Here is a 21,997-nt window from a genome sequence, read left to right on the forward strand (position 1 = left end):
CGATCTGCGGATCGAGCCCCACGCCCTCGGCGGCGGCCTCGCAGTCGTTGCAGAGGAGCGTGTACAGAAACGACAACACGGCATTGAGCCGACTGCGCGGCGGGCGGCGCGTGCGCTCATCGAGACGGAATGCGTCCTGCTGCTGTCGAACCAGGTGCGAGAACACGTCGAAATATTCTTTCGCAGCCGTCCCCTCGTGGCCCCGCACGCCGTCGAGCGCTTCCTCCTTCTCCAGCAGGCGCAGCGACGTGGCCAGTTCGTCCTTGGCCTCGTCGAGCGCTTCGTTCGCGACGGCCCCCTCCGCCCGCCGCGCGGCCCGCACCACGAGGCGGCGGCTGTTTTTGATCTTGCCCGCCACGATGGCCCGGGCAATCTCACGGGCGGTCGCGGGGGCTTCGGACTGCTCGTGCTGGGCCTTTCGCAGTAGCACGTTGCCGGTCTGCGGCCCCACGACGCGCCCCCGGAAGCGGCCGGTGCGCGTCATGAAAATGACGGCCCGCCCGTCGTCGGCACAGCGCCCCATGAGCGCCGGCGACACGAGCACGTTGCCGAAGCCGACGATGGCGCCGAGGTGGTGCAGCGGAATCTGAGCCTTCGTCTCGCCCTCCACCTCCATGCGCACGGTGTCGTGGTCGAGGTGCAGGTAGGCCCCTTCGGTGGTGACGTAGAGCGTGTTGAGGAGCTGGCGCACGGGTGCGAGTGCGGAATTGGGAGTAGGGAACGTGGAATGGACGAGAGTTCCGTGGCGTGGACCTCAACCGGGGCAGTCAGTCCTCCGCGGCAAACAGGCGATCAGTCTCGTGACGTTGGCGCTCGGGGGTATCCACGGTTTCGGGCATGCACACAGTCTGCAGCGAGCACGGGGGACAGCGATCGTCGTTGACGGGGGACGGTACGTGCTGGTCCCGGAGTTGCGCCCGCACGGCGTCAATGACGTCGCGCGTATCCGTCCGGAGCTCTTTGGTGAACACCACTTCTTGGCGCCGATGTGCCCCGGTGTGATAGAGGGCCCCGGCAGGCACCTCCCCGTCCATCATCTCTTCCAGGCAGAGGGCCTGCGCGCAGAGTTGAATGCGTCCCGGCTCGTGGCGCCGCTGCTCGCCGTGCTTGTACTCGATGGGGTAGGGCGTGCCGTCGTCGAACTCCACCACGTCGGCCCGGCCCGTGAGGCCGAGGGCCTCGGAGTAGAGGGGCAGCGCCCGTTCCACTCGCACGTCGTCGCGGAGCTCGGTTTCCGGTTCGTCCACGCGGTCGTGGTCTCGGTTGCCCCGCAGGGTGTACACGTTTTCCTGGTAGCTCTGCTCGACGTGGATGAGGGCACACTGCCGCGGGCAGTACGCGTAGTGCTCCAGCGCCGAAATCATGAGGCGGGGCTCGGGGGCGTCGGACATGGCGTGTTGTGCGTTATTTGGCGCTGGCAGCGATTGGAATGACCGATCATACGTCGGCGTAAGCGTCCACCACGACGCCTCGTAGACTCTGGTCGCTGAACGGTGCCCACATTCAAGCCCCCAGCCCCCTGCGTCGGTTTGGCAATCCGACGCTACCCCTCAACCCAACACTCGGGTAAGGGTAACGCCGGTGGGGAGGTCGTCGTCCTCCACCGTCACGTCGTAGTGCCCAAACTTCCGCGGCGCCTCCACGTCGGCGGTCAGGTCGGCCTCCACGCGGTCGAAGAGCGTGTGGGCCGGGGCGTTGCCGAGAGGATTGTCGTGGGTGAAGACGTAGAGGCCGCGCAACGCTACGAACCCACGGGAGGCGGAACGGTCCAGCTCCCAGCCCATCTGGAGGGCCTGCCAGAAGAGTTGGAGGTCGTCGCTCCCAAAGCCAGTGTCCTCCGCCAGCTTGGGATTGTAGAACCCGTGGCCGCGGTACAGGCCGTAGGGCACGATGGCCTTCCGCCCCATCTCCGTCTCCTTCGATTCGGCGTCGTCCGAACGAGTAATTGCGACGCGGGTGATCGACACGTCCATCGGCACCACCGGGTCGACGGATCGGGCGAACGTCAGCTGCATGGGCCCGCGCACCTGCCCGGCGTTCACGCCGGTGGACATAACGGCGCCGAAGGTACGGATGTCGTAGAAGTTCTGGCACATCCACGCCCGAGCCTCGTCCACGTCCTCGCGGGAGGGATTGTCGGAATCGAGGTTGAGCTCGTCGTAGGCGCGCTGGTGCTGCTCGTTGAGTACGCCCTGGTGCTGCATGTAAATCTTGTAGTCCTCGTCGCCACCGACGGAGGCGTCGATATAGTCGCGGATTTTGCGCTTCACGGCCACGTCGGTCACGAGGCCCTGCATGGTTTCGGGGTCCACGCGCGGCAAATTGCCGGCGTCGGGGTCGCCGTTCGGGTTTCCGTCCTCGACGTCGAACAGATACACGAAGTCGTGGCGCTTGTCGGGATCGAGGTGAGGGTCTGGCATGGAATGGAGAAATCAGTAATGAGGAGGGTAACGAGAGGAGACTACTACGCGGCGGCTTTGGCCGGTTCGGGCGTATCGGACGCATCGTCGTCGCTCGATTCACCGGTGCGGTGCCGCTGCTGGTAGTAGCCCAGTGCGAAGAGGGACTGGTCCTGCGCGCTTAGCGTGTTGGGGAAGCCGCCTCGTTCGTCCAGTTCGATCATGATCTCGCCCAGTTGCTTCTGGAAGTAGACGCCAAGCCCGCCTTTCTCGCTGTCGCGGCGGAGCTTGCTGAGGTGGCTTTGGGCACTGCGCATGAGGTTGCCGAACACGGAGGCCGGGGCCGTGGAGGCCGTGCCGTAGTAGCGATCTACCAGCGTCGTATTCGGATTGACGGCCTCGCGCTGGATGTTTTCGAGGACGGCCAGCAGGCGGCCGCAGTGGTAGGCCGGGTTGTCGTGGTTGGGGTTGAGCGATTCGTAGACCATGGGATCGGCGTTGTCGGGTTGATTCGAGAGGAGAACGAGCTTGAGGAGAGCGGCCCGCGGGTGGGTGACGCTCCCTTCGACCCGGGCGCGCTGGGTGGCCTGGTGCATCAGGGATTTCGGAAGTCGGCGCCCGGTGAGGGCGTGGCTGAGGATCGTTTCGTTCGTCTGCGGCGGCAGGTCGTCGAGGTCGCGGACGGTGCTACCGGCCAGGGCGTAGAGCCCGTGGTAGCGGGGCCCGTCCCGCCCTACGAGACGCATGCGCTCGAAGTACTGACTCACGTTGTGCTGCACCTCTTCGACCGTCGACGTGACCCAACTCCGCACGGCGAGCCGCGAAATGTTGGACGTGAGGGCGGCGGCGTAGAAGCGAGCGGTCTCGACCTCGCCCGGCTTCGAGGCCCCATACGCTGCCTCCAGGAGGGTCTCTACGTCCCGTGGATTCGCCTCCGCAATCGAGGTCATCGGATCGAAATCCGTTTCTCGATCGGTCCAGTACACCCACGTCACGTCGGCAAGGCGGAGGTGGTGCCGGTCCTTTTCCAGGAGGTAACGGAGGGCCTCCCCGTAGCTTCGGGCACAGGGCTGGCAGACCGGCGAAATTTCCGACTGCTCCAGGTCGTGGGACAGGAACGCCTTTTCGTTGCCCGTGATGACGTTCACGCGGTCGGGCCCGAGCGTAAGCTCCACCGGCTCCGTCCGGATGACAGGTCGTTTTTCGCCGCACACCGTGCACTCGGTGGTCAGCGTGCTCTTCTCGGCGGCCTCGGCGTCCTGTCGCTGGATCCAGAACTGCTGGACCTCTGGAATCTGCGTCAACAGCGTGCCGTCCACACGGGGAATGATGAGGTCCCCCTTCTTCATGTCCTCGGTGTGCGGATCGGCGAGGGCGTCGTCGACGTGAGCGTCCAGAAACGTGAGGTAGGCCTTCAGGGCAGGGTGATCCACGGCGTCGGCGCACTCTTCGGCGAGGGCGACGTAGTTCTCGTGGCGTTGCGCCGCCTTTTTCTTCCACTTCTCTTTCTCGTTGCGCGGCAGACCCAGAACGTACGCCGGTTTGTCAACCAGCAGGTACGGCGGGGGCGTTCGACCGGATCGCCGCATGTGGGGGGCCACGTAATTCGTCGCTTTGCGCTTCGTCCGGCCCGTTTCGACGAAGCCGCGAAAGGTCCCCTCTTCATCGATGTCCAGGATCCACCGACAACCCTTCTCCTTGTGGTAGGAGGGAATCAACTCGTCCTCAATGCGCTCGTGGAAGTCGCGGAGACGTTCTAAAATCATGAATCGGCGGGGCCTGCGAGCAAAAGGCGAGGAGTGGCGTTACGCGGAGTGGCGATTCTCGTACAGTTCCGGCGGCACGTGGAGCACGCCGTCGTTGAGGCGGGCGCGGAAAAAGATCGGCGTGTTTCTATCGTCGTCGGCCTCGTAGTCGAGGTCGAAGAGCATGCGGCCCAGGCCCTCGGAGCGGTCGATAGCCGACTCGTCGCCGGACGGCAGCGCAAATCGGGCCGCAAACTCGCGGCAGCCGAGGTAGGGCCGGTGGAAGCACTGCCCGCGGGCCACGCGGCGGCGAAACTGATCGCGGTACTTGGCCGGGTGCTCGTCTTTTCCGTAGCCCACGAGGTGCACGTTGGCCTCGATGAGGTAGGCCACGTCGCGGAGGGCGAGGGTGTGGCGCTGCGTGTGGTCGTCGTCGGCGCGGTAGCCGCCCACGCCGTCTTTCTTGGCCCAGCTCCGGGCCGAGCGGGCCGACTGCACGCTGTTGACCTCCGTCCGCAGGATGGACTCGCGCCGGATGGGGTTGAGCACGTGGATGCGCCGGATCCGCCACTCGAACGCAGGCTTCCAGAAAATCGCCTCCAGCACGCCCCGAGCAGCGGAGGGCGTCATGGCGTCGTACGACACGCGCTCCACCTTCATTTCAGGACGCGTGAAGCAGGCCCAACGACCGGAGACACGAACCTGGAGAGGAGAAAAGTCGGCCATCGTATTTGACGATCTTTATCTTGACACGCAGCCCGGGGAGGATTATCACCCCTCCTCGAGGACATCTGCTTGCCATGCGTTTTTATGTAAGTTACGCTTGCATGAAGTGTTTCGGGCATCCTTGGCACCTCCATTCTCTGGAGGTGCCGCCTATCTTTCAGCAGTAAGCTACGCGAGCATCTTTCAATCCTCACTCTACTCCGAGTGCTAGCGATGCCAATGGCAGGAGGCATATCTGGTTTCCTGTTAGCGCTATACAATGAGGTTGTCAGTTGTCGGTCCTTCCGTATGCAGGCCCCGCCCCCCGTCCGTCCCTCCTTCGTGCAGCGACCCGGCGTCGTACCCCCCGTCCCACCGCCACAGGTCGAGGTCGGGCACCAGCTCGTGGGCGTTGCCTTTGCGCACCGCCTCGTCCAGGGCGTGCTCGTAGAGACTCACGGTGTAGGGCTGGAGGCGGCGCCCGTCGGCGCGATTTACAAACTCGGTGTGCTCGGCGGTCTCGACCACGTCGTCGAGAATCGACCAGCCGTCCCCGTAGTTCACCACCACCGGCGTCGTGTCGTCCTCAATGAGGCGGTACTCGTCGGCCACCTGCTCGAACTGAAACTCGGCGCGGAGCGTTTGCACGTCGGCCTCGTCGAGGTCACTGGAGTCGTAGAGCTGCCGGAAGTAGTGGCGGGGCACGGTCGGATCGTGGAGGTCGAGATCGGGGTCATTCTGGAAGAGCTGCCAGGCAATGCTGCACCCCCTGAGGTACGCTCCTTGCGGGGTGTTGCCATAGGGCTTGTCGCCGGCAGCGGGTCGAAACACAGTAACCTCCCCCACGTCCCGCTCCCCCTCCCGGTTGCAGCGCCCGGCGGCCTGGATGATCGAGTCCAGCGGCCCGAGGGCGCGCAGCACGCGCGGAAAGCTGAGGTCGACGCCCGCCTCCACCACCTGCGTGGCCACCAGCCGGACCGGCTCATCGTCTTGAAGCCGACATCGCACCTCCGCCAGCACGCGCCGCCGGTGCGCCCCGCAGAGGCGGGTGGAGAGGTGCAGGATCGACGGATCGGCGGGCAGTTCGTCGAGGACGGCCGCCGCGTCGTCCTTCGTGTTCAGGACGGCCATCGCCTGCCGGTGCGCCATCAGGTCGTCGGCCACGTCGGTCCAGGTCCACGGCGCGTCGACCTGCACGTCGTACTCGACCCGGCGCAGGTCGTCGTACAGCCCGGCGGGATCCGGCACAATCTCCGTTCGCTCGTCGAGGCCCTCCGGAAAGCCGGGCCGCTCCGTGAGCGCGGGCTGTGTGGCCGTGCAGAGGAGAATGGACGCCCCGTAGTGGGCCTTCAGCTCGCGCAGCCCGTCGAGCGTGGCGTTCATCAGGCGCGGGGGAAGCGTCTGCACCTCGTCGAGCACGACGACGCTGTTGGCCAGGCGGTGCAGCTTGCGGAGGCGCCCGTTGTGGTTGGTGAACAGGCTCTCCAGCAGCTGCACGGTCGTCGTGACGACGACGGGCGCGTCCCAGTTCTGGGTGGCGAGGCGACGCCACCGCTCGGGCGGGGCCTCGTCGCCGGGCTCGGCCTCGGCCCGCACGGCGCTGTGGTGTTCCAGCACCACCTGCTCGCCAAAAATCTCGCGGTACACGTCGGCGTTCTGTTCGATGATGCTGGTGTAGGGCAGCGCCACGATCACGCGGTTCTTGTCGTGGGCCCGCGCGTGTCGCAGGCCGAAGCCCATTGCGGAGCGCGTCTTGCCGCCCCCGGTGGGCACGGTCATCGAGAAGACGCCCGGCGGCTGTTCCGCCGCGTCGATGGCGGCCTCGTACACGTCCCGGCGCCGTCGGTTGACGACGGTCGGCTCGGCCTCCGCCATGAGGGCTCGCTGGTTTTCCTCAAACTGCGCCCAGAGGTCGGAAATCGAATCCTCGGTCTCGCGGGCCGCGAAGCGCTCCGGATCGAAGTGGCGTTCGGTGTCGAGACAGTCGGCGTCTACCAGCGCGCTGTGCAGCATGCGGAGCCAAAACTCGTATCCTCGTTTCGTTCGAGACTCCGCACCAAGTTCTTGAAGAAAACCGGGCAGATCCCTTGCCCCAATCGAGGGAGCGTGTGCCGCAACGAGCGTTTCGGCGAGGGCTAACGCTTCGCCGATACGGTCGTCCGTGCGCTTGGATCGAATTCGGTCGCTCAGCCCATTCTCGCCACTCTGATTCGCGAGTCCGCCGTGATGGCCCGCGATGTTGTGCGCGAGAAGACCCATCACCTCGTCGGCCTTCAGCATCCCTACACTTGAATGGTCGGGCCCCGGAGGCGAGGGATCGTCCGCCGTCAGGTAGTCCTGCACCGCCGGATGGGCTTTTCCGGCGTCGTGCCACCAGCCGAGCCAGCGGGCAATGGTCTCCGACTCGAATGGAGCAGCGAACTCAGCTGCCATCCCCGCCACGTTCCGGGCGTGGCAGTAGAGCGACTGCGGCTCGCCACCGTCCTCGGGGGCGGAATGGGCAATGAGGTCGTGGAGCGAATCGGCCATCGGGCCACTGCATTTTGGAGACGATTATTCATCGGTGTATTTCGTCCAGATCCGCCACGCCTCACAGGCTACTCGTCGCCGCAGCCGGTCCGGCCCCGTCACCTCGGCATCAGCCCCGTGGCTCAGCACCCACCGCACAAGGGCGTCGAGATGGGCGGTGGTGCCGATCAGATCGTACGTGCCGTCGACCCGCTCCATGAGCACCGGACGTTCTACCCAGAGGGAGGGGCCGTCCTCAGCCCGAAAAGGCTCGGAACGACGAAGGCGACGGCCCTGCGACGGGGCGAAGCGAACGTGGACCGAGTGGCATTCTGTGTTCGTCTCGTCCGGAGGGTCGGCGGCATCGGAAGCGGGCATCGGCAGAGGGACCGGATCGGCAACGGGATGATGGAGCCATAGGATACGAAAGACCCCTCACGACTCCGGACGATCGGTGTCCGGGGTCGTATAGCGTTCCGATGCGTCGTCGTAGCGAGCAGCCACACGCTGGGCCTCCTCGGCGATCCGTTCGGCGAGCTCGGGCGGATGGAGAACCTTTACGCCGATGCCCCACGACCGCACGAACGCCGCGATCTCTTCCAATCCGGCTACCTCGTAGGACACCACCACGTGGTCGCCCGTCGCCTCCTTCGCGTGGATCTGCTGCGTGCGGTGATACTTTTTGGACTCGAAGTAGGGCACTCGGTCCGGTTCTACGAGCAGGCGCACGCGGTAGACATCCTCATCATCGAGTGCCTCAAATCGGTCGATGAAATAGAGCTCCAGGTCGAATTCGTCCGGGATCGCGTAGTCTCCTCCCGGACTCGACGTATCGTGGGGCCGTACGTCGTCGATGCGCGTTAGATTGAAGTCCCGCAGGGCGTCTTTCGTCGGGTCACGGGCCACGCACAGCCAGGCCTCCCCGCGCACGGCCAGCGCCCAGGGATGGACGTGCCGGCCTTCGTGATAAGTATCGCTGCTCGCGGCGTAATAATCGATAAGAACGGCTCGGCGGTTGCTAAGCGCGTCGACTAGAGCCATGAATACATCAGGATCGACGTCGACGGAGGCGGCCTCTCCGAAGTGAAGATGACCGATGAGAGCCGTCGGTTCGAAAGTGTCAACCGAGCTGGGGAGCTCCTTTACAAGCTGACCGACAGCTTCGTCGAGCGCTTCCGCCAGCGGATTCGGACCGAGGCCGGACCGTGCCGCTTCTACGGCGAGCATCAGCGCCAGCGCCTCGCGTTCCGTTAGTTTCAGCTGTATGTCGCCCGCCCGCCAGGCCTCCGGCGGAAGGTGGTACTCCTTCTCGCGTCCGCTCCGCCGCTCCTTGACGGGCACGCCGGCTTCCCGGAGACGGCCAATGAGGCGGCGGGCCTGTCGCTTTGAGTCAATAGGGAGCCTTTCGGTCATCTCCGCCTGCGTCAGCGTATGGCCATCCCGCAGGAGGTCCAGGAGCTGTCCTTGCGTGGAACGGGAATCGATTTCCATGAGAATTGAGCACCGGTGTAAGAGGCCCTAACCAGGATAGGAACTCCGATCAAGACAACTTAACAGGCCTCCCTTACAGTGGGGACGTGACGTGTCCGGGTGAAGAGGCCGGTCCCTAAACCTTAATCTCTCAACCCCTGCAGATCGCTGGAGAGAACCCTCGGATGGGACTAATGTGACGCAAAAGTGAAGATATGTGACCAAGTGCTGATATTCAATCCCACTCGCCCACGTGCAATGGGCGGTCGTCGTATTGCTCGATAGGCTATTCGAGGACATGCTCACTTCCTACTCTCTCGCAAAAACAAAAAGCTCACCGGCCAGGTGAGCAATCTTGGACCCTGCGCTGGAATAGGTCGTTACTACTCGATTCCCAGCGTCTCCTCAAGCGGAACCAACTCTCCTCTCTCGGCCTCCTCAATCGCCTCGGATGTCAGCTTGTCCCACTGCTTCTCTGTTGTTTGAGAGAGCAGCCTCTCCCACCGACGATCGGCCTCTAGCTCCTTCAGGAACAGTGCCGCATACTTCTCCTGCTCCTCCTCAGAGAGCTTTTTGAGTTCGGCCATAAGTTTTTTCGCTGTCTTGGTCATGCCCTCTCCCCAGCAGCTTTATCCGGGGTTTCCTCTCGCCACTCCTGCACAGCTTTGTGAATGTCTTCCTTACTCTCGACGCTGGCGTGCTTCACGTACTCGCGACCTTTCTTTCGTAACGCGCGAAGTCTCCGGATGTCGGCGGTCCGTTGAAGAAGCTCAACAGCAGCCTCCTCCAGACTGAGGCCAGATCCGTCGGCAAACTGCTCAATCTGTTGTTCGAGGTCCTCTTTGAGAGTGATTGTAAGGGTGGTCATGAGTGTTGAGAATTACCCAGTCAGCAGCGGGGTGAAGCCAGCCTGCTCGAAACCACTGTCCGTGGTGAGCGCCTTCCGAAGACCGTGCACTTACGTCACGACGAATCGGATATCACCTCCGAGAGTATCACGACGTTCATCTCAGGAGCATCCTCGAAATCATCGTCGTTCGCGACCAGCGTGGTACACTCCGCCTCTCGGGCCGTAGCCAGGTGAATCGCATCTGGTAGCCGAAGCCCTGTCGAGGCACGAAGGCGGGCTGATTCTACAAGGAGCGGTCGAGTAACTGGCACGAGACGAAACGAGGCTCTGTCCTGCAGCGTCTCCCGGTAGATCTGTTGGTACCTCTCATTTCCTTCCCTGAAGGGCTCGACGAGTGCTTCAGCGAGCGTAAGCTCACTCGTGATCGCTTCGATTTCCCCTCGATCAATCGCACTGAAAAGCGTGCTTATCACTTCGTTGAAGCGGTCAAATCCCTCGACTGCATAGATAAATACGTTTGTGTCCAGATAAACCCGGGAGCCTTCGATTTCGTCTAGTAGTCCCATTCTTCTCGCTGGTTACGAATCTTCTCATCGACTTGGTCGGGGCTCTCATACAATCCCGGTCCCGCTCCAATCATCTCCGTGAGCGGCCGGGCCTCTGCTCTGCGCAGCTCCTTCAGCTGTTTCAGAAGCGGGGTTGCCACTTCGTCTTGCTGATCTTCTGGGAGCTTCTGAAGCTCCTCTATAAGTTTTTGGGCTGTTTTCGTCATGACTGGCTCCTAAATCAACGTTCCGATTTCCGTTTGCATGCATACTACACCACCCAGGCGATGGTTGTAAAGTAGATTCCCGCTCCAAAGCCTAAAGGATTGCGAACCCGATGAACGAGGAATCCTCGTTTCCGATTCGGAGCGAAAATTCTCCCTCACTCGATGTGCACTGCGTCCTCTTCAAGCTGCTCCAGTATTGCCTCCGCATGCTCTTCCTGCTTCTCCTCCGGAAGCATGAGAAGCCTATGGAGCGCGTGTTGTAGTAACAGGTTGTTCTTCATTGGCTCCATTATATCACACCTATCCCCTCTTCCCTACTCCACCAGTCCGGGATAAGGGCTAAGCGCGGATGCTTCAGCCGCGCTCAAGTAGAAGAAAAATCATGAACCATGAATAATGAATCATGATCCATTATTCTCATCGATCTGGAGCGGGCCGGGAACGTCATACGCCTCCCCGCGACGTTCTTCCAACTGCTCAACCGCCAGATGAATCGCTCTGTTGACAATGTCGGAGATCATGATGTCGTCATAAAAATGGATCGCCTTGAGCTTCTCATAGAGCCCGGCGTTCAGTGTCGTCGAGAACGGGACGCGCTTACGATCCGCATACTCGCTCGTTTGCTCGTCAATCTGCGAGTCGTCGTAGGAGATGTCCTCGTCCTCGGGGACTGTCAGGCTCAGTTTCGATTCCTTGCTCATGCTGCCACCTCCGTGGTCTTTGTCATGATCTCAGTAGCGAGATTCCGGTAGTCTTCTGTCGCCGTTGCGTCCGGAGCGTACACAGGTGGAGGAATGTGCTCGGCCTCGGCCTCCTTCACCTGGACAGTTTCGCGAATGAACGTATCGTACGCGTTCTTTCCTAGTTTGTCTTTGAGCAGCTCCGGCACCCGTGAGTCATTGACCGTACGAATATCGACTTGACACGCGAAGGCTCCTTCAAACGTACCGCCGACCTGACGAATAAGGCCCATCGTATCGGTTAGTCCATCAAGAGCCCCTTGTCCGGTCTGCACCGGGGCTATAATGCCTTCTGCGGAGAGCATAGCCGTCAGGACAAGCGATCCCGTTGAAGGAGGGGGGTCAACCAGACAGACATCATACACCGTCTCAGCGGCCGCCAGAAGCGACTCAAGGCGTCTGACGAGTTTCCCGGCCCGGAAATCTTCCAAGCCAGCCAGTGACCGATCGGCTGGAACTAGATCCAAATGCTCCCAATCGGTACCGACTGCAGCTTCGGAAACGCCAATCTTTTCTTTCAGGAAACGAGCACACTGAGGCTTCGACGTGCCGATCCATCGGGACAGACTTGCCTGTGGATCGAGGTCGACAAGCAACACGTCACGATCCTCTTCTGCCCATACAGCCCCGAGGCTCACCGCAGAGGTTGTTTTCCCGGTTCCCCCCTTCTGGTTAAGCAATGAAAATGTCTTCATGAATCATGATTCCTGGATCATGGACCATTGTTCATGAATCAAGGTATTCCCGGAATTCTAGAGTGTCAACCTCCTTACTAGATCAGCCTGTCCCCTCCACATCTCCTCCCTGCTGTGACTACGTTGCCTGGGATATCGAGACCTATCCGCTCGATTATGCCCCTCCCCTCTTCCCTGCCTGATCGCATGAGCTGCTACCTCACTCCCCTTCCTTCACCGATCGTCGGCATGCCTGCGGTGCTGATTTCGTCTTGAGAAGCCGTAAATACTCTCTGTTACGGATGTTTCCGGCCAGACAGGGTATACCACCTCTACGGTGTACGACGGCTCGTTGCCGGCCAATGAGCTCTCCGTCGGCCACATTAGTTATGGCTTTCGAGGGTCCGGGGTCTCGTTTATGGCCCCCTGCCGATATCCTTCATTGCTCGGGCGCACTTCCCTTCCCCGCTTTCCCGAGCAATCGCTTCACCTCTGCCGTATTGCTCTCCCGTCTATCTATCAACAAGTGCAAGATTGACGCACGGCTGTTGGTCGGGTACGCTGGAAAGCGATAGCCATCTCGGTTTTGCTATCGGATTTACGACGTCTTGCGATCCAACACCCGAGTCCGAAATGGCTGAGATAAGCGGTTCTTTCGGTTTTGCCAGAAACCCTTATGGGAGTTCTCGCAAGGCCGGGTGGTAACGCCGAAACACCGACATCATGGCCCAAAGGACGTACAAACACACCACCGAGGACATCCGGGAGCGCACCAGCCTCCCGCGGCACTTCATCGATAAGTGTAGCTCCAAGCTCTCCGATTTCCTTGACCCGTACCGCCAGTACGGCAATAATAATCAGCTCTTCTACAGCGACAACGGGCTGAAGGTATTCGATCACATCGGTCAGCTCAAACGCGAGGGGAAGACGATACCGGAGATCCGAGCAACCCTCGAGAACGAGCTGCGAAACCAGCAAGACGCTGCAAAATCGGATCGTAAAGCCTCGCAGAACCCCCCGAAAAACCGAAGAACGAAAACGGAAAAAAATACCGCCGATGACCAGCTCAAGACCCAACTTATCGAAGCCCTGCAGGAGTCCAACCGGCAGGTACAAAAGGCGAAAGACGAGGTCATCAAATCGAAGGATGAGACCATCTCTTCACTCCGGCAGAATCTCAAATTGATCACCGACGGTCGCGACCCGAAAGAGGTGCAACGGGAGCACGAGGAGAAAATCAAAGAGGCCGCCGAGAAGGAGCAGAAGATTAGAGAGTTGCAGAAGGAAAAGGATCGGCAGAAGAAGCGCGAGCGGCGTCGGCAACAACTGCTTGCAGAGCTGAAATCACTGGAAGGGAAGTGGTTCAAGAGCAGCCGCCGGCGGGAAATCATCGCCGAGCTGGAACGGCTTGATCGGTTGGACGCGAAGAAGGAAAGCACCGACGAGAACGGGAGTTGAACCCAGGCGCGGCGTGCACTTGGTAACCGATCATAGGGAGCGGTTTTCATACGAACAGAGTTGCTATTACCTTACGGCACCCTCGACGCCACCGCGCCCGTGACTAGTCAAGCGACCCTATGCCTACGCAGGAAACCTCGTAGTAGCGTTTAAGTCGTATCGTAGTAGCGTTTAAGAAACCTCGTAGTAGCGTTTAAGTCGTATCGTAGTAGCGTTTAAGAAACCTCGTAGTAGCGTTTAAATCCGGTTTCCGATAAACCGCTCAATCTCAATGGTTTATCGGAAAATCGCCGCGCTACAGAGCTATTACAGAGTTATGTAACAGAACACCACCAGAGAAAGCGCCGCCTGAATAATCCACGCCGGACCAGCCAGAGGACTGCTATAATACTACGTGAGATTGGTGGTGTGATATTTTCAATAATGGAATCAGAAAACCCCAACGAGGCAGTGACCCCAGAGCAAGAGCGATACATCGCAAGCGAGCTCAACCTCGCACGGCTCCCGTACTTTACCAGTTCGATTACTCACGCCAAGAAGCGTGACAGTCTTACGTACAAGCGGGTCTTTCAGGAGGATGATGAGACGTTGGAGATTCTCTGGAAGGTAACCGCAGATGTCGAGTACGGATATCCCGGTCCGTTTGCCGAGGCCGTTCACGCGGCGATTCTGGACATGGTGACCGAGGAGGGACTCCCGTTCGAGAATCCCGTTTCTTTCAGTTACTACAACCTCTGTGAACGGCTTGAGATAGAGCCCAGCGGGCCAAACATTGAGGAGATCTGGAACGCATTGTACGCAATTCGGACGGCCAATATCGTGGTAAAGAACTCGTTCGTCGACGGGGACGGGCGGCGACGGTCATTCTATCCGGATCCAGTCAATCTCTACGACCGCGTGATCGGATACGGAGAGACCATCCCAGAAACCGGCGACCGTGCAGGCGTAACGAGGGTATGGCTCTCCGATTTCTACCTGGACAGCCTCAACAGCGGAAACTTACGTCCGATCGATTTCGAGTACTTCAAGTACCTGCACAACAAAAGCTACGTGGCGACGAAGCTGTACAAACACCTCGGGTACCGATTTGCCGGTACCTTCAAGCACAACAATCCGTACGCAAAAGTAGACTACGACGACATCGTCTCCATTGGAGACATCAAACGCCGTCGATACCTCTCGCGCGTCAAGCAACAACTGAGTAGAACACACGAGGCACTGGGAGAAACTGGCTACATCGAGAAGGTCGATTGGGTGCAGGAGAAGAAGACGGACGGGCCGACCCAGTTTTTCATTCACTACTATCCGGGAGAGCGTGCCCGAGAGGAGTATCGAAACGGGCGACTCGAACTTGAAAACAAGTTCGACCTGCGGGCCCTCGCTCCTGGCACCCAGAGCAGGGAAGAGGGAATCACCGAGGACGCTGGAGAAGATGAGCATCCTGATACCGAGGACGCATCTGAACTCACCCGCGATCTTATAGAACTCGGTGTCAGCTCGCACCAGGCACAAAAGCTCGTCGATACCTTCCCGGAAGAGCGCGTCATTCGACAGCTCGACCACCTTGAGCACCTGAGTAGGAACGACAACACGCCGAATAAACCGGCGGCGTGGTTGGTGAGTGCAATCCGAGATGACTACTCAACACCAGAAGGATTCAAGACTCGCGAGGAGCGAAAGGCCGAAGAACAGGCCCGGGCCAAGGCCGCCGAGCGGAAACGGAAGAAGAAGCAGGAGGAGGAGCAAAGGCGACAGGAAGAAGAAGAACGGAAGCAAAATCTTGACGATAGACTCGCGGCTCTTCCCGAAGACGACCAGGAGGAGATAGAGGACGAAATTATGAGACGGATTCGGGAAGACAACGAGGAGCTCCTGCAGACCGTCTACAGGGGAGAGGAGATCGACCCGAAGTCACTTCCGTTCCGGCCTGATTACTACAATCACCTCGAACAACTGCTCAACGATCGCGACGACGTGGAGTGATTCCCCCACAGGACGCGCACATGTAGTCTCAAGGCTTGTAGGATGGAAGAGATGAAGGGAAGGTCATTTAGCCGCGAAACGGACGAGAGAGCGAAAATAACGCCGTCTGTGGCAGAATAAGGAAAACTCTCTCAAACGTTTCGGCAGAGAAGGCGCCTTCAGGAGGAGGTATAGCCGATTTGAGTCCCCAGGATGAGTTCCCGGCACACTACCAAGGACACCGATCCCACAGGCCACGTCCAAAACGACAACTCGGTAGTCCGATACGAAGTGTCACCCCACATGCATCCCTGCATGCTGGGCATGCAGAGGGAAATGACTACTGGTTATTGCTCCCAAGCCCTACGGCTTGGGGGATTACGGGCACCCGCCGTCGGGCGCTGATCGCGCCCGACTTCGACCCGCACCGACACCTCATGTCTGTCTCAGAAATGTGTCGGCTGCGGGTCTCGGCGCACCCCGAAAGACGGGCCGGTGCGCCTCCACCTGCGGGCCGAAGTCGGCCGCTCGGCCTCGGCTTCTGCTTCGCGCCAGCCTCCGCCGGCGCCGACGGCGGGGCACTACCCCTGACTGGTTCTACGACCTGTCTCACACGCGTCGGCCTGTATGCAAGGATAATTCTTCAGAAGGAGACGCTCTCACGCTTCTTTGATCGGACGACTCCCCGAATAACTATAATCTTTCGGCGCTCACGGGCCCCGTCAAGCCGTGCTCCACGCCTCATTTACCGGTAGGAAGGAGGGGGCGAGTGTCATCCGATCATGCGTCTCCGTTATTGCACGGTCTGGTCGGTGGGTTTTCACGCGCAATAACGGCAATTTATAGTCCATCCGCTGAGGGGACCTTTGCTACAATGGAAGACGGACTGTTCGTTGATAGATCGGCCGCCGGTCCTACCTCACTGCACCGGCCCGAACGTACCGGTCGCGGTGAAGACGAGCCTGCAGAATCGGTCTTGCGGCTCGTCTCGGATGAATCGGACACGCCGATTTGTTCGGTTCGTTGCGGGACGATCGGCGGCCGATGTGCCGAGGAGCAGTACAACGGAGACCCGCCTCGCGGTTGGCAAACGGCACGGGTGGGCCGGCGGGCGCCGGCCGTTTGAGATTGGCGTGTCTGACCTTCTTCGGCACGCCTATGTGATTGGCCAAACCGGGACGGGCAAGAGTACGACGCTGTATAACGTCGCTTTGCAGCTTATCGCTGCCGGGGAAGGAGTCGCGTTCGTTGACCCGCACGGGGAAGAGGCCGAGGCGCTTCTGGAGGCGATTCCCAGCTCCCGAATCCGCGACGTCGTGTACTTCAACCCCCAGGACGAGGCCCGTCCGATCGGGATCAATCTGCTGGAGGTCAGTGAGGGAAATGAGCACCTCGTTGCCGCCAGTGTCGTCGAGGTGCTCCGCGGGCTCTACGCCGACAGCTGGGGCCCGCGGATGGACTGGATCCTGTACAACTGCTTGCGGACGATCGCGGCCGCCGGAGGTACTGTGCTGGACGTGCCGCGGCTTCTTGCTGACCCGGACTTCCGAGGCCGCATGATCGAGCAAGTCCGGGATCCGGCCGTCGTGGCGTTCTGGCGCGAGGAGTTTGATGAGTACGGGAGTCAGTTTCAGACAGAGGCCATCTCTCCAATCCAGAACAAGGTGGGACGGCTCCGTGCGGATCCGGTACTTCGAGGCATCCTTGGACAGCGCCACTCGACCATCGACCCGCGCTTCATGATGGACGAGCGGCGCATTCTGATTGCCAATCTCTCCAGCATCGGGACGGCGGCGGCCGACATCCTCGGCTCGTTTCTGTCCACCTGGTTCCAAATCGCATCCTTAGGGCGAACGGGTCCACCCAATCAGGGCCCGGTTCCGTTTACGCTGATCCTCGACGAGTGCCACCGGTTCACCACCGAGCGGATTGCGACGATCCTCGCCGAGTCGCGAAAGCATGGCCTCGGCCTCGTGCTGGCCAACCAGTACACCGCTCAGCTGACGGGTGAAATCCAAGATGCCATCTTCGGAAATGTCGGCACGACCCTCTCTTTTCGGGTCGGCGGGGCCGACGGGCCGGTGATGGAACGTCACTTCGGAGGGGCCTTCCGGGCCGAGCAGTTTACCGAACTCGACCGGTTCGATGCTTACGTGAAAGGCGTCCGGGAGGGCCCCTCGACCGAGCCGTTCCGGGCGACGATGCTGCCGCCGATCGAAAACGACCGCGGGGGCGGCCGAAAGCAAACGATCATTCGCGAGTCGCGCCGGCGGTTTACCCGGGAGCGGGAGGTGGTCGAGCCAGGACTCTAACGGATGTCCCGGTGGCCGGAAGAATCCAGTCGGCTGCTATAATATGGCCCCACAATGGGCTTTCAAATCCAACCGCGAGATGTGAACATTATCCGCGCGGTGCGCCATCACCGGCTTCTGCGCTCCCGCAGCCACATCTTGCCGCTGTTCGGCGGGAGCCGGTACCTGCTGCGCCGGCTCAAGAAGCTCTTCGAGCACAGGTTTCTCTACCGGCTTCCGGGCCGCAGACCCCACGAGGAGGCCGTCTATGCCCTCGGGAACGAGGGGGCCGACCTGCTGAACCGCCGGTTTGGGCTTCCCCGACCGAGCGTCGACTATACCCAGAAAAACCGACGGCTCGGCCCCCGATTTATCGAGCACACGCTTCTGGTTTCAGACGTCACAGTGGCGATCGACCTGGCCTGCCGCCGGCGAGAGGACGCCTGGTTTATCTCCCAGCCGGAATTTTTTGAGGAACAGGCCCCGGAGCCCGCCCGAGACAAATACTACACAGTGGGCGGCCATCCGCTCCGGTGGCCTGTCTCATTTGAGCACGAGGGAAATCACTACCGAAAATCCATCGAGCCGGACCGGCTCTTCGGCATCGAAACCGAGGCTGGGGAAAAGCCGAACTGGTTTTTCCTGGAGGCCGACCGGCAGAACATGCCGGTCAAGAGCCGGGATTTGAACCGCTCCTCGATCTTCAAGAAGCAGCTCCAGTACTTCGCGTCGTGGAGCGCGGAGCAGGGCCCCAACCGCTTCGAGGAAGAGCTTGGTATCCGCAATGCCCGCGCTCTCTTTGTTCTTGCTACCGGCTACGACGGCGACAAGCGTCTCCGGCGGTGCCTGGAGGCCAGCGAGCACTTCTTCGAGGGGGACGGCACCGGGCTTTTTCTGTTCGTTCAGAAAGAGACGCTCCTCGGCGGCGAAGACCCGCTTACCGTACCGCTTACGTCCGGCCGCAGGAGCAAGAAAACGCTCCTTGGGTGACCCTCGCCCTCTTTTTGCTCAATTGCGCCCGCTTTTGAATTTGCATCCGAGCTGCATATTGGGCGAGGTGGCCGCAGCCGGGAAGGGGGGATAGATTTTCTACCAGCACGGCTTTGTTCAACCCCCCCAACATACTTCGCGTGTGATATTTCTAACTTGGTTCCTTATTTTTTGATTGAATAAACAGCAGGAAGAATCCACGTAACTATCGTCCCTCATCGATTCCACACCTCCGATGGAATATCGAGTCGTTCCCTTCAGCGCTGACATCAAAAGCCACGAGGGTGGTGAAGATGCCGCGGCAAACCTCCAGAGCTTAATCGAATCGATGGCCGAGGACGGCTGGGAGTTCGTCGACTTCGAGCAAATACAAACGTATCAGGCCGGGTCGAGCGGGTGCTTTGGATTTGGCGAGACCGAGCCTCAAACCTTTACGATCACGATGGTCATTTTTCGGAAATGAGAGACCTGCTTCTTTTTGCCATCCGGTGCTACTGGCGCTTCTTTCCGGAGAAGTGGCGGGGACAATGCATCTTCCGGATAACGTGCTCACACCACGTCTACGAGACGACACGCACTCGTGGGGCTCGGGCAGGGATGCGCGCCCTGATCGATCGTCTCCGTAAGTGTCGACCCGGATATACCGTCTATTCAGAAGGCAATGTCTTGCGCGTGAGGCTTGCTGATGGCTCGTCGATCGATGAAAGCGAGGCAGCCTCCCACGTGCTCGCCCCATACCGAGACGCCGCAGAGCGGCTCCAGGCGTCTCTCAACGGTCGTGATGATCCCGGCCCAAGTGCCGCTACTCCGCAAACGGCGACAGCACGAAGATGACGATCCGCAGCGAAAAAAAGTCCGGCCGGTCGACCGGCACCCACTCGGGCCTGAATTTGCTGAGTGCATACACCAGCGGATCCCCGACCGCTACAATCAGCGAAAAGAATGCCGCAATCAGCCCGACAAGCGGGACGGACATCGACGAGAGCCACGCGGCCAAAAGCCCGACCGGAAGAAAGAAGAGAAGATACGCAACCGGCAGCATCACCATCATCCGCAGGGCCTCCCCTACGTTATCGGTAAAAAGCATCAACGTCCCCCAGACAATGCCTGCCCCGACGCCCCGGAGGGCGTTGTGCCACAGGGTTTCCTGCCAGAAAACCTCCGAGAGGTGTTCTGAGAAGTTGAAATCTTGCGCCACGGCTCTCTCGTTTCGATGCTCAAAAGCGGCGATGGGGAAGTGTTGGCTTCTTGTGAATTTACACGCACAAAAAAAATTACCGCCGCGTGGCCGAGTTGCAAGCGCTAGGCGATCGTGTACATGCCCTCGTCCTCCTCGTCGAGCGAGATCCAGATCCGATCGAAGACCGTTTCGGCGGAGAGCGTCTCGAAGGTCGTACACCAGAGCATCTGTAGCCCCCGGCGGGCCTTCCGGGGCAGGGAGGAGGCCGCCTCGCGCATGTTCTGGATTCGCTCCTCAGAGGTCGTGACAATCAGGGCTCGAAATGAGTCAAACGGCTCCTCGGTCTTGAAGTCTTCGCTGTAGCCTTCGAAGCCGCCGTCCGCTAGGTAGCCGATGTAGAATCGGATCATCTTCAGGACGCCTTTCTGGGGGTTTGAGAGCGTCTCTGTGCCGCGATCGGCCTCCAGGAAGAAGAGTGCCGGGCTACCCGCTTTTTCCAGGCAGAAAGCCGCGTCCGGCGTGTGGGGAATGCGCTCCTCCGGGTTCTGAATTCCGAAGGTAGCGTCCCGGACGTATTTGCGCACTGTCCCCGACTCCTCCTTCGTGCCGTAGTACTCGGGGATGAAGCCCCGCAAGTCTACGGGCCCTTCCTCGGTTCCAAGCTCCAGCGCAATCCGGACGTCGTTGAGCCGAATGTGGTGACGCATGAAGTAGTAGTCCTTCGGCGTCTTCGTGGAGGGCGTCCATAGGAGATCCTCGACGTCCACCCCGAGCCGAGACGCGACGAGCCGCGCGCCTTCCCGGGCAATCCGAAAGATGCGCTCCGGGATGTTTATGATCTCGAACGGCTCGACGAGCTCCTCCTCGATCAGCCGCCGCAGCCGGCGGTTCCGGGTCGTTTCCGACGGAAAGTGGAGCCTCTGGATCTGGGAGGCGCTCAGGTACTTGTACCGGTAGACGCTGTGGACGACCCGAATATCCCGGTCGGTAATCTTGGGCGAGGGCATGGTCAGTAGAGGTCTTGCGGATCGTCAAGATCGGCAAACGGGTCTGTCGGCACGTCCGCGTCGCCAGCGTCCGACGCGGCCGGGCTGCTATCGTAGTCGGATCCGGCCTCGGCAACTTCGGTGGCTCGATCCGCCTTGTCTCGGCGCGAGTCGGCGATGATTTGATCCTTGACGGCCAGGTCTTTCTCGAAGCTCTCTAGGGTCGCAGTCACCTGCATCGGGAAGGCATGTGTTCCGACCTTCGCGAACGACTCCCCGACGCCCAGCGTCACCAGCTCCTCCGGATCAACTGTCTGACGTCCCGGCACATCGTCCCGGATGCACTCCCGGCTTATGCGATTGGCGTCGCGCCGGCTGACGAGAAAAGAAACCAGCGTATTAGCGTTGCCGAAGATCTCCCGCACCAGGTCGGTGGAGATCTGTCCGGTCTGCTGATGGGCGAGGGTGAGGGGAAGCCGGTACTTGCGGGCCCTCGACAGGAGCTTCTCGTAGGAGACGTTCGCGTGGGCAGTGAAGCTGTGAAACTCGTCGAGGTAGACGTAACACCGCCGGCGGTCGCTTTCCGGAACGTCGGCCCGGCTGACGGCCGCCAGCTGGAGCTCCGACATGATGAGGCCGCCGAGAATCCGGCTTACGGCCTCGCCCAGAAGGCCGTCCGAGAGGTTGCAAAGCAAAATCTTTCCGGAGTCGATGACCTCCCGAAAGTCCAGTCCTTGCCCCGACCGACACAGCACGTTGCGCACGCTCCGCGGCCGAATGAACTTCGCGAGCCGGGTGAGAATGGGGACGTGAGCGTTCGAGGGAAGCCCCGGGTACGTGCTCTTCCAGAAGTGCTTTGTCTGCTCGTCTTCGAGCCGGCTGATCACCTGTTTGCGATAATGGGGATTCTCCCGATCTAAGAGCCTCGGGATGTCCAGCAGCGTCGTATCAGGAAGCTCTACTAGGGCGTAAATCGTCTGCCGAAGGATCTGGTTGATCCGGGCCGAGCCGCTCTCCATAAGGCGGGTGAGCGAGGTGAACACCGCTTCTACCTTGCGGTCGATGTCGTCGCCGGGATCTCGGTGCAAGGGATTGAAGGAAAACCGGCAGCGTTCGTCGGCCGGGTTGAAATAGATCACGTCGTCCCGCCGACGCCTCGGAATGTGTGGGAGGAGATCCTGCTCGATCGTCTCCGCCTCGGGGGTCAGAAACGCCACGCCCTGGCCGTCGGTGATGTCCTGAAAGGCCAGCCACGTAAGCAGGGTCG

The 21,997-nt window shown here is 60.7% G+C and carries 24 protein-coding genes; 7 read left to right on the top strand and 17 right to left on the bottom strand.

Annotation, left to right across the window (positions count from 1 at the left end; all coding sequences use genetic code 11):
- The 12 genes from cas1 to ABEL04_RS08600 all read right to left on the bottom strand — a co-directional run.
- A partial coding sequence (gene cas1 / locus ABEL04_RS08545) for a CRISPR-associated endonuclease Cas1 (RefSeq protein ID WP_375801966.1) occupies positions 1-691 on the bottom strand: 691 nt, incomplete at its 3' end.
- Positions 692-767: 76 nt separating this feature from the next.
- Positions 768-1,391, bottom strand: coding sequence for a CRISPR-associated protein Cas4 (cas4, locus tag ABEL04_RS08550; protein ID WP_375801967.1), 624 nt, complete (start codon positions 1,389-1,391; stop codon positions 768-770).
- Between the two features lie 159 nt (positions 1,392-1,550).
- Positions 1,551-2,420, bottom strand: a complete 870-nt coding sequence (gene cas7c, locus ABEL04_RS08555; RefSeq protein WP_375801968.1) for a type I-C CRISPR-associated protein Cas7/Csd2 — start codon at positions 2,418-2,420, stop codon at positions 1,551-1,553.
- A gap of 44 nt (positions 2,421-2,464) precedes the next feature.
- Positions 2,465-4,165 carry a type I-C CRISPR-associated protein Cas8c/Csd1 gene (cas8c, locus tag ABEL04_RS08560; protein ID WP_375801969.1) on the bottom strand — a complete coding sequence of 567 codons (1,701 nt, stop codon included), beginning with the start codon at positions 4,163-4,165 and terminating at the stop codon, positions 2,465-2,467.
- Positions 4,166-4,204: 39 nt separating this feature from the next.
- The gene (gene cas5c / locus ABEL04_RS08565) at positions 4,205-4,870 is read right to left on the bottom strand and encodes a type I-C CRISPR-associated protein Cas5c (RefSeq protein WP_375801970.1); all 666 of its coding nucleotides are present in this window, start codon (positions 4,868-4,870) and stop codon (positions 4,205-4,207) included.
- A 252-nt stretch (positions 4,871-5,122) separates the two neighbouring features.
- Positions 5,123-7,378, bottom strand: coding sequence for a CRISPR-associated helicase Cas3' (gene cas3, locus ABEL04_RS08570; protein ID WP_375801971.1), 2,256 nt, complete (start codon positions 7,376-7,378; stop codon positions 5,123-5,125).
- 24 nt (positions 7,379-7,402) lie between these two features.
- Positions 7,403-7,735, bottom strand: a complete 333-nt coding sequence (locus ABEL04_RS08575; protein WP_375801972.1) for a WYL domain-containing protein — start codon at positions 7,733-7,735, stop codon at positions 7,403-7,405.
- A 57-nt stretch (positions 7,736-7,792) separates the two neighbouring features.
- The gene (locus ABEL04_RS08580; RefSeq protein WP_375801973.1) at positions 7,793-8,848 is read right to left on the bottom strand and encodes a helix-turn-helix transcriptional regulator; all 1,056 of its coding nucleotides are present in this window, start codon (positions 8,846-8,848) and stop codon (positions 7,793-7,795) included.
- A gap of 362 nt (positions 8,849-9,210) precedes the next feature.
- Complete coding sequence (locus ABEL04_RS08585; RefSeq protein ID WP_375801974.1) at positions 9,211-9,438, bottom strand: hypothetical protein; 228 nt, start codon at positions 9,436-9,438, stop codon at positions 9,211-9,213.
- On the bottom strand, positions 9,435-9,695 hold the full coding sequence (locus tag ABEL04_RS08590; RefSeq protein ID WP_375801975.1) for a hypothetical protein: 261 nt from the start codon (positions 9,693-9,695) through the stop codon (positions 9,435-9,437). Before ABEL04_RS08590 ends, ABEL04_RS08585 begins: the two co-directional genes overlap by 4 nt.
- A gap of 95 nt (positions 9,696-9,790) precedes the next feature.
- Positions 9,791-10,243 carry a type II toxin-antitoxin system VapC family toxin gene (locus ABEL04_RS08595; RefSeq protein ID WP_375801976.1) on the bottom strand — a complete coding sequence of 151 codons (453 nt, stop codon included), beginning with the start codon at positions 10,241-10,243 and terminating at the stop codon, positions 9,791-9,793.
- Positions 10,231-10,449, bottom strand: coding sequence for a hypothetical protein (locus ABEL04_RS08600; protein ID WP_375801977.1), 219 nt, complete (start codon positions 10,447-10,449; stop codon positions 10,231-10,233). Before ABEL04_RS08600 ends, ABEL04_RS08595 begins: the two co-directional genes overlap by 13 nt.
- A gap of 110 nt (positions 10,450-10,559) precedes the next feature.
- On the opposite strand from ABEL04_RS08600, the gene ABEL04_RS08605 reads away from it, so the two are divergent.
- Complete coding sequence (locus tag ABEL04_RS08605; protein WP_375801978.1) at positions 10,560-10,712, top strand: hypothetical protein; 153 nt, start codon at positions 10,560-10,562, stop codon at positions 10,710-10,712.
- 138 nt (positions 10,713-10,850) lie between these two features.
- Here the strand turns inward: ABEL04_RS08605 and ABEL04_RS08610 are convergent, their stop codons facing one another.
- Together ABEL04_RS08610 and ABEL04_RS08615 are read right to left on the bottom strand one after the other, a co-directional pair.
- Positions 10,851-11,150 (bottom strand): hypothetical protein, encoded by a 300-nt coding sequence (locus ABEL04_RS08610; RefSeq protein WP_375801979.1) that lies wholly within the window; start codon positions 11,148-11,150, stop codon positions 10,851-10,853.
- The gene (locus ABEL04_RS08615; RefSeq protein ID WP_375801980.1) at positions 11,147-11,884 is read right to left on the bottom strand and encodes a ParA family protein; all 738 of its coding nucleotides are present in this window, start codon (positions 11,882-11,884) and stop codon (positions 11,147-11,149) included. The genes ABEL04_RS08610 and ABEL04_RS08615 overlap by 4 nt, the downstream gene beginning before the upstream one ends.
- Before the next feature lie 702 nt (positions 11,885-12,586).
- Here ABEL04_RS08615 and ABEL04_RS08620 point away from each other — a divergent pair.
- The 6 genes from ABEL04_RS08620 (at position 12,587) to yidD (ending at position 19,398) form a co-directional block, all read left to right on the top strand.
- Complete coding sequence (locus tag ABEL04_RS08620) at positions 12,587-13,321, top strand: hypothetical protein (RefSeq protein ID WP_375801981.1); 735 nt, start codon at positions 12,587-12,589, stop codon at positions 13,319-13,321.
- 423 nt (positions 13,322-13,744) lie between these two features.
- A complete protein-coding gene (locus ABEL04_RS08625) occupies positions 13,745-15,304 on the top strand; it encodes a hypothetical protein (protein WP_375801982.1) in 1,560 nt (519 codons plus the stop codon).
- A 1,112-nt stretch (positions 15,305-16,416) separates the two neighbouring features.
- Positions 16,417-17,595 carry a type IV secretory system conjugative DNA transfer family protein gene (locus ABEL04_RS08630; RefSeq protein WP_375801983.1) on the top strand — a complete coding sequence of 393 codons (1,179 nt, stop codon included), beginning with the start codon at positions 16,417-16,419 and terminating at the stop codon, positions 17,593-17,595.
- A gap of 81 nt (positions 17,596-17,676) precedes the next feature.
- Positions 17,677-18,564 carry a replication-relaxation family protein gene (locus ABEL04_RS08635; RefSeq protein ID WP_375801984.1) on the top strand — a complete coding sequence of 296 codons (888 nt, stop codon included), beginning with the start codon at positions 17,677-17,679 and terminating at the stop codon, positions 18,562-18,564.
- Between the two features lie 235 nt (positions 18,565-18,799).
- Positions 18,800-19,027 (top strand): hypothetical protein, encoded by a 228-nt coding sequence (locus ABEL04_RS08640; protein ID WP_375801985.1) that lies wholly within the window; start codon positions 18,800-18,802, stop codon positions 19,025-19,027.
- Positions 19,024-19,398 carry a membrane protein insertion efficiency factor YidD gene (yidD, locus tag ABEL04_RS08645; protein ID WP_375801986.1) on the top strand — a complete coding sequence of 125 codons (375 nt, stop codon included), beginning with the start codon at positions 19,024-19,026 and terminating at the stop codon, positions 19,396-19,398. Before ABEL04_RS08640 ends, yidD begins: the two co-directional genes overlap by 4 nt.
- On the opposite strand, the gene ABEL04_RS08650 is transcribed toward yidD, so the two are convergent.
- From ABEL04_RS08650 to ABEL04_RS08660, 3 genes are all read right to left on the bottom strand, one after another.
- Positions 19,367-19,762, bottom strand: coding sequence for a hypothetical protein (locus ABEL04_RS08650; protein ID WP_375801987.1), 396 nt, complete (start codon positions 19,760-19,762; stop codon positions 19,367-19,369). The genes yidD and ABEL04_RS08650 overlap by 32 nt on opposite strands.
- Positions 19,763-19,866: 104 nt before the next feature.
- Positions 19,867-20,751: a replication-relaxation family protein gene (locus ABEL04_RS08655; protein WP_375801988.1), complete on the bottom strand. Its 885-nt coding sequence runs from the start codon at positions 20,749-20,751 to the stop codon at positions 19,867-19,869.
- Between the two features lie 2 nt (positions 20,752-20,753).
- Positions 20,754-21,997, bottom strand: a 1,244-nt coding sequence (locus ABEL04_RS08660) for a type IV secretory system conjugative DNA transfer family protein (RefSeq protein ID WP_375801989.1), incomplete at its 5' end; no start/stop codon positions are given.

It is taken from the genome of Salinibacter sp., from assembly GCF_042218895.1.
Lineage (GTDB): Bacteria > Bacteroidota > Rhodothermia > Rhodothermales > Salinibacteraceae > Salinibacter.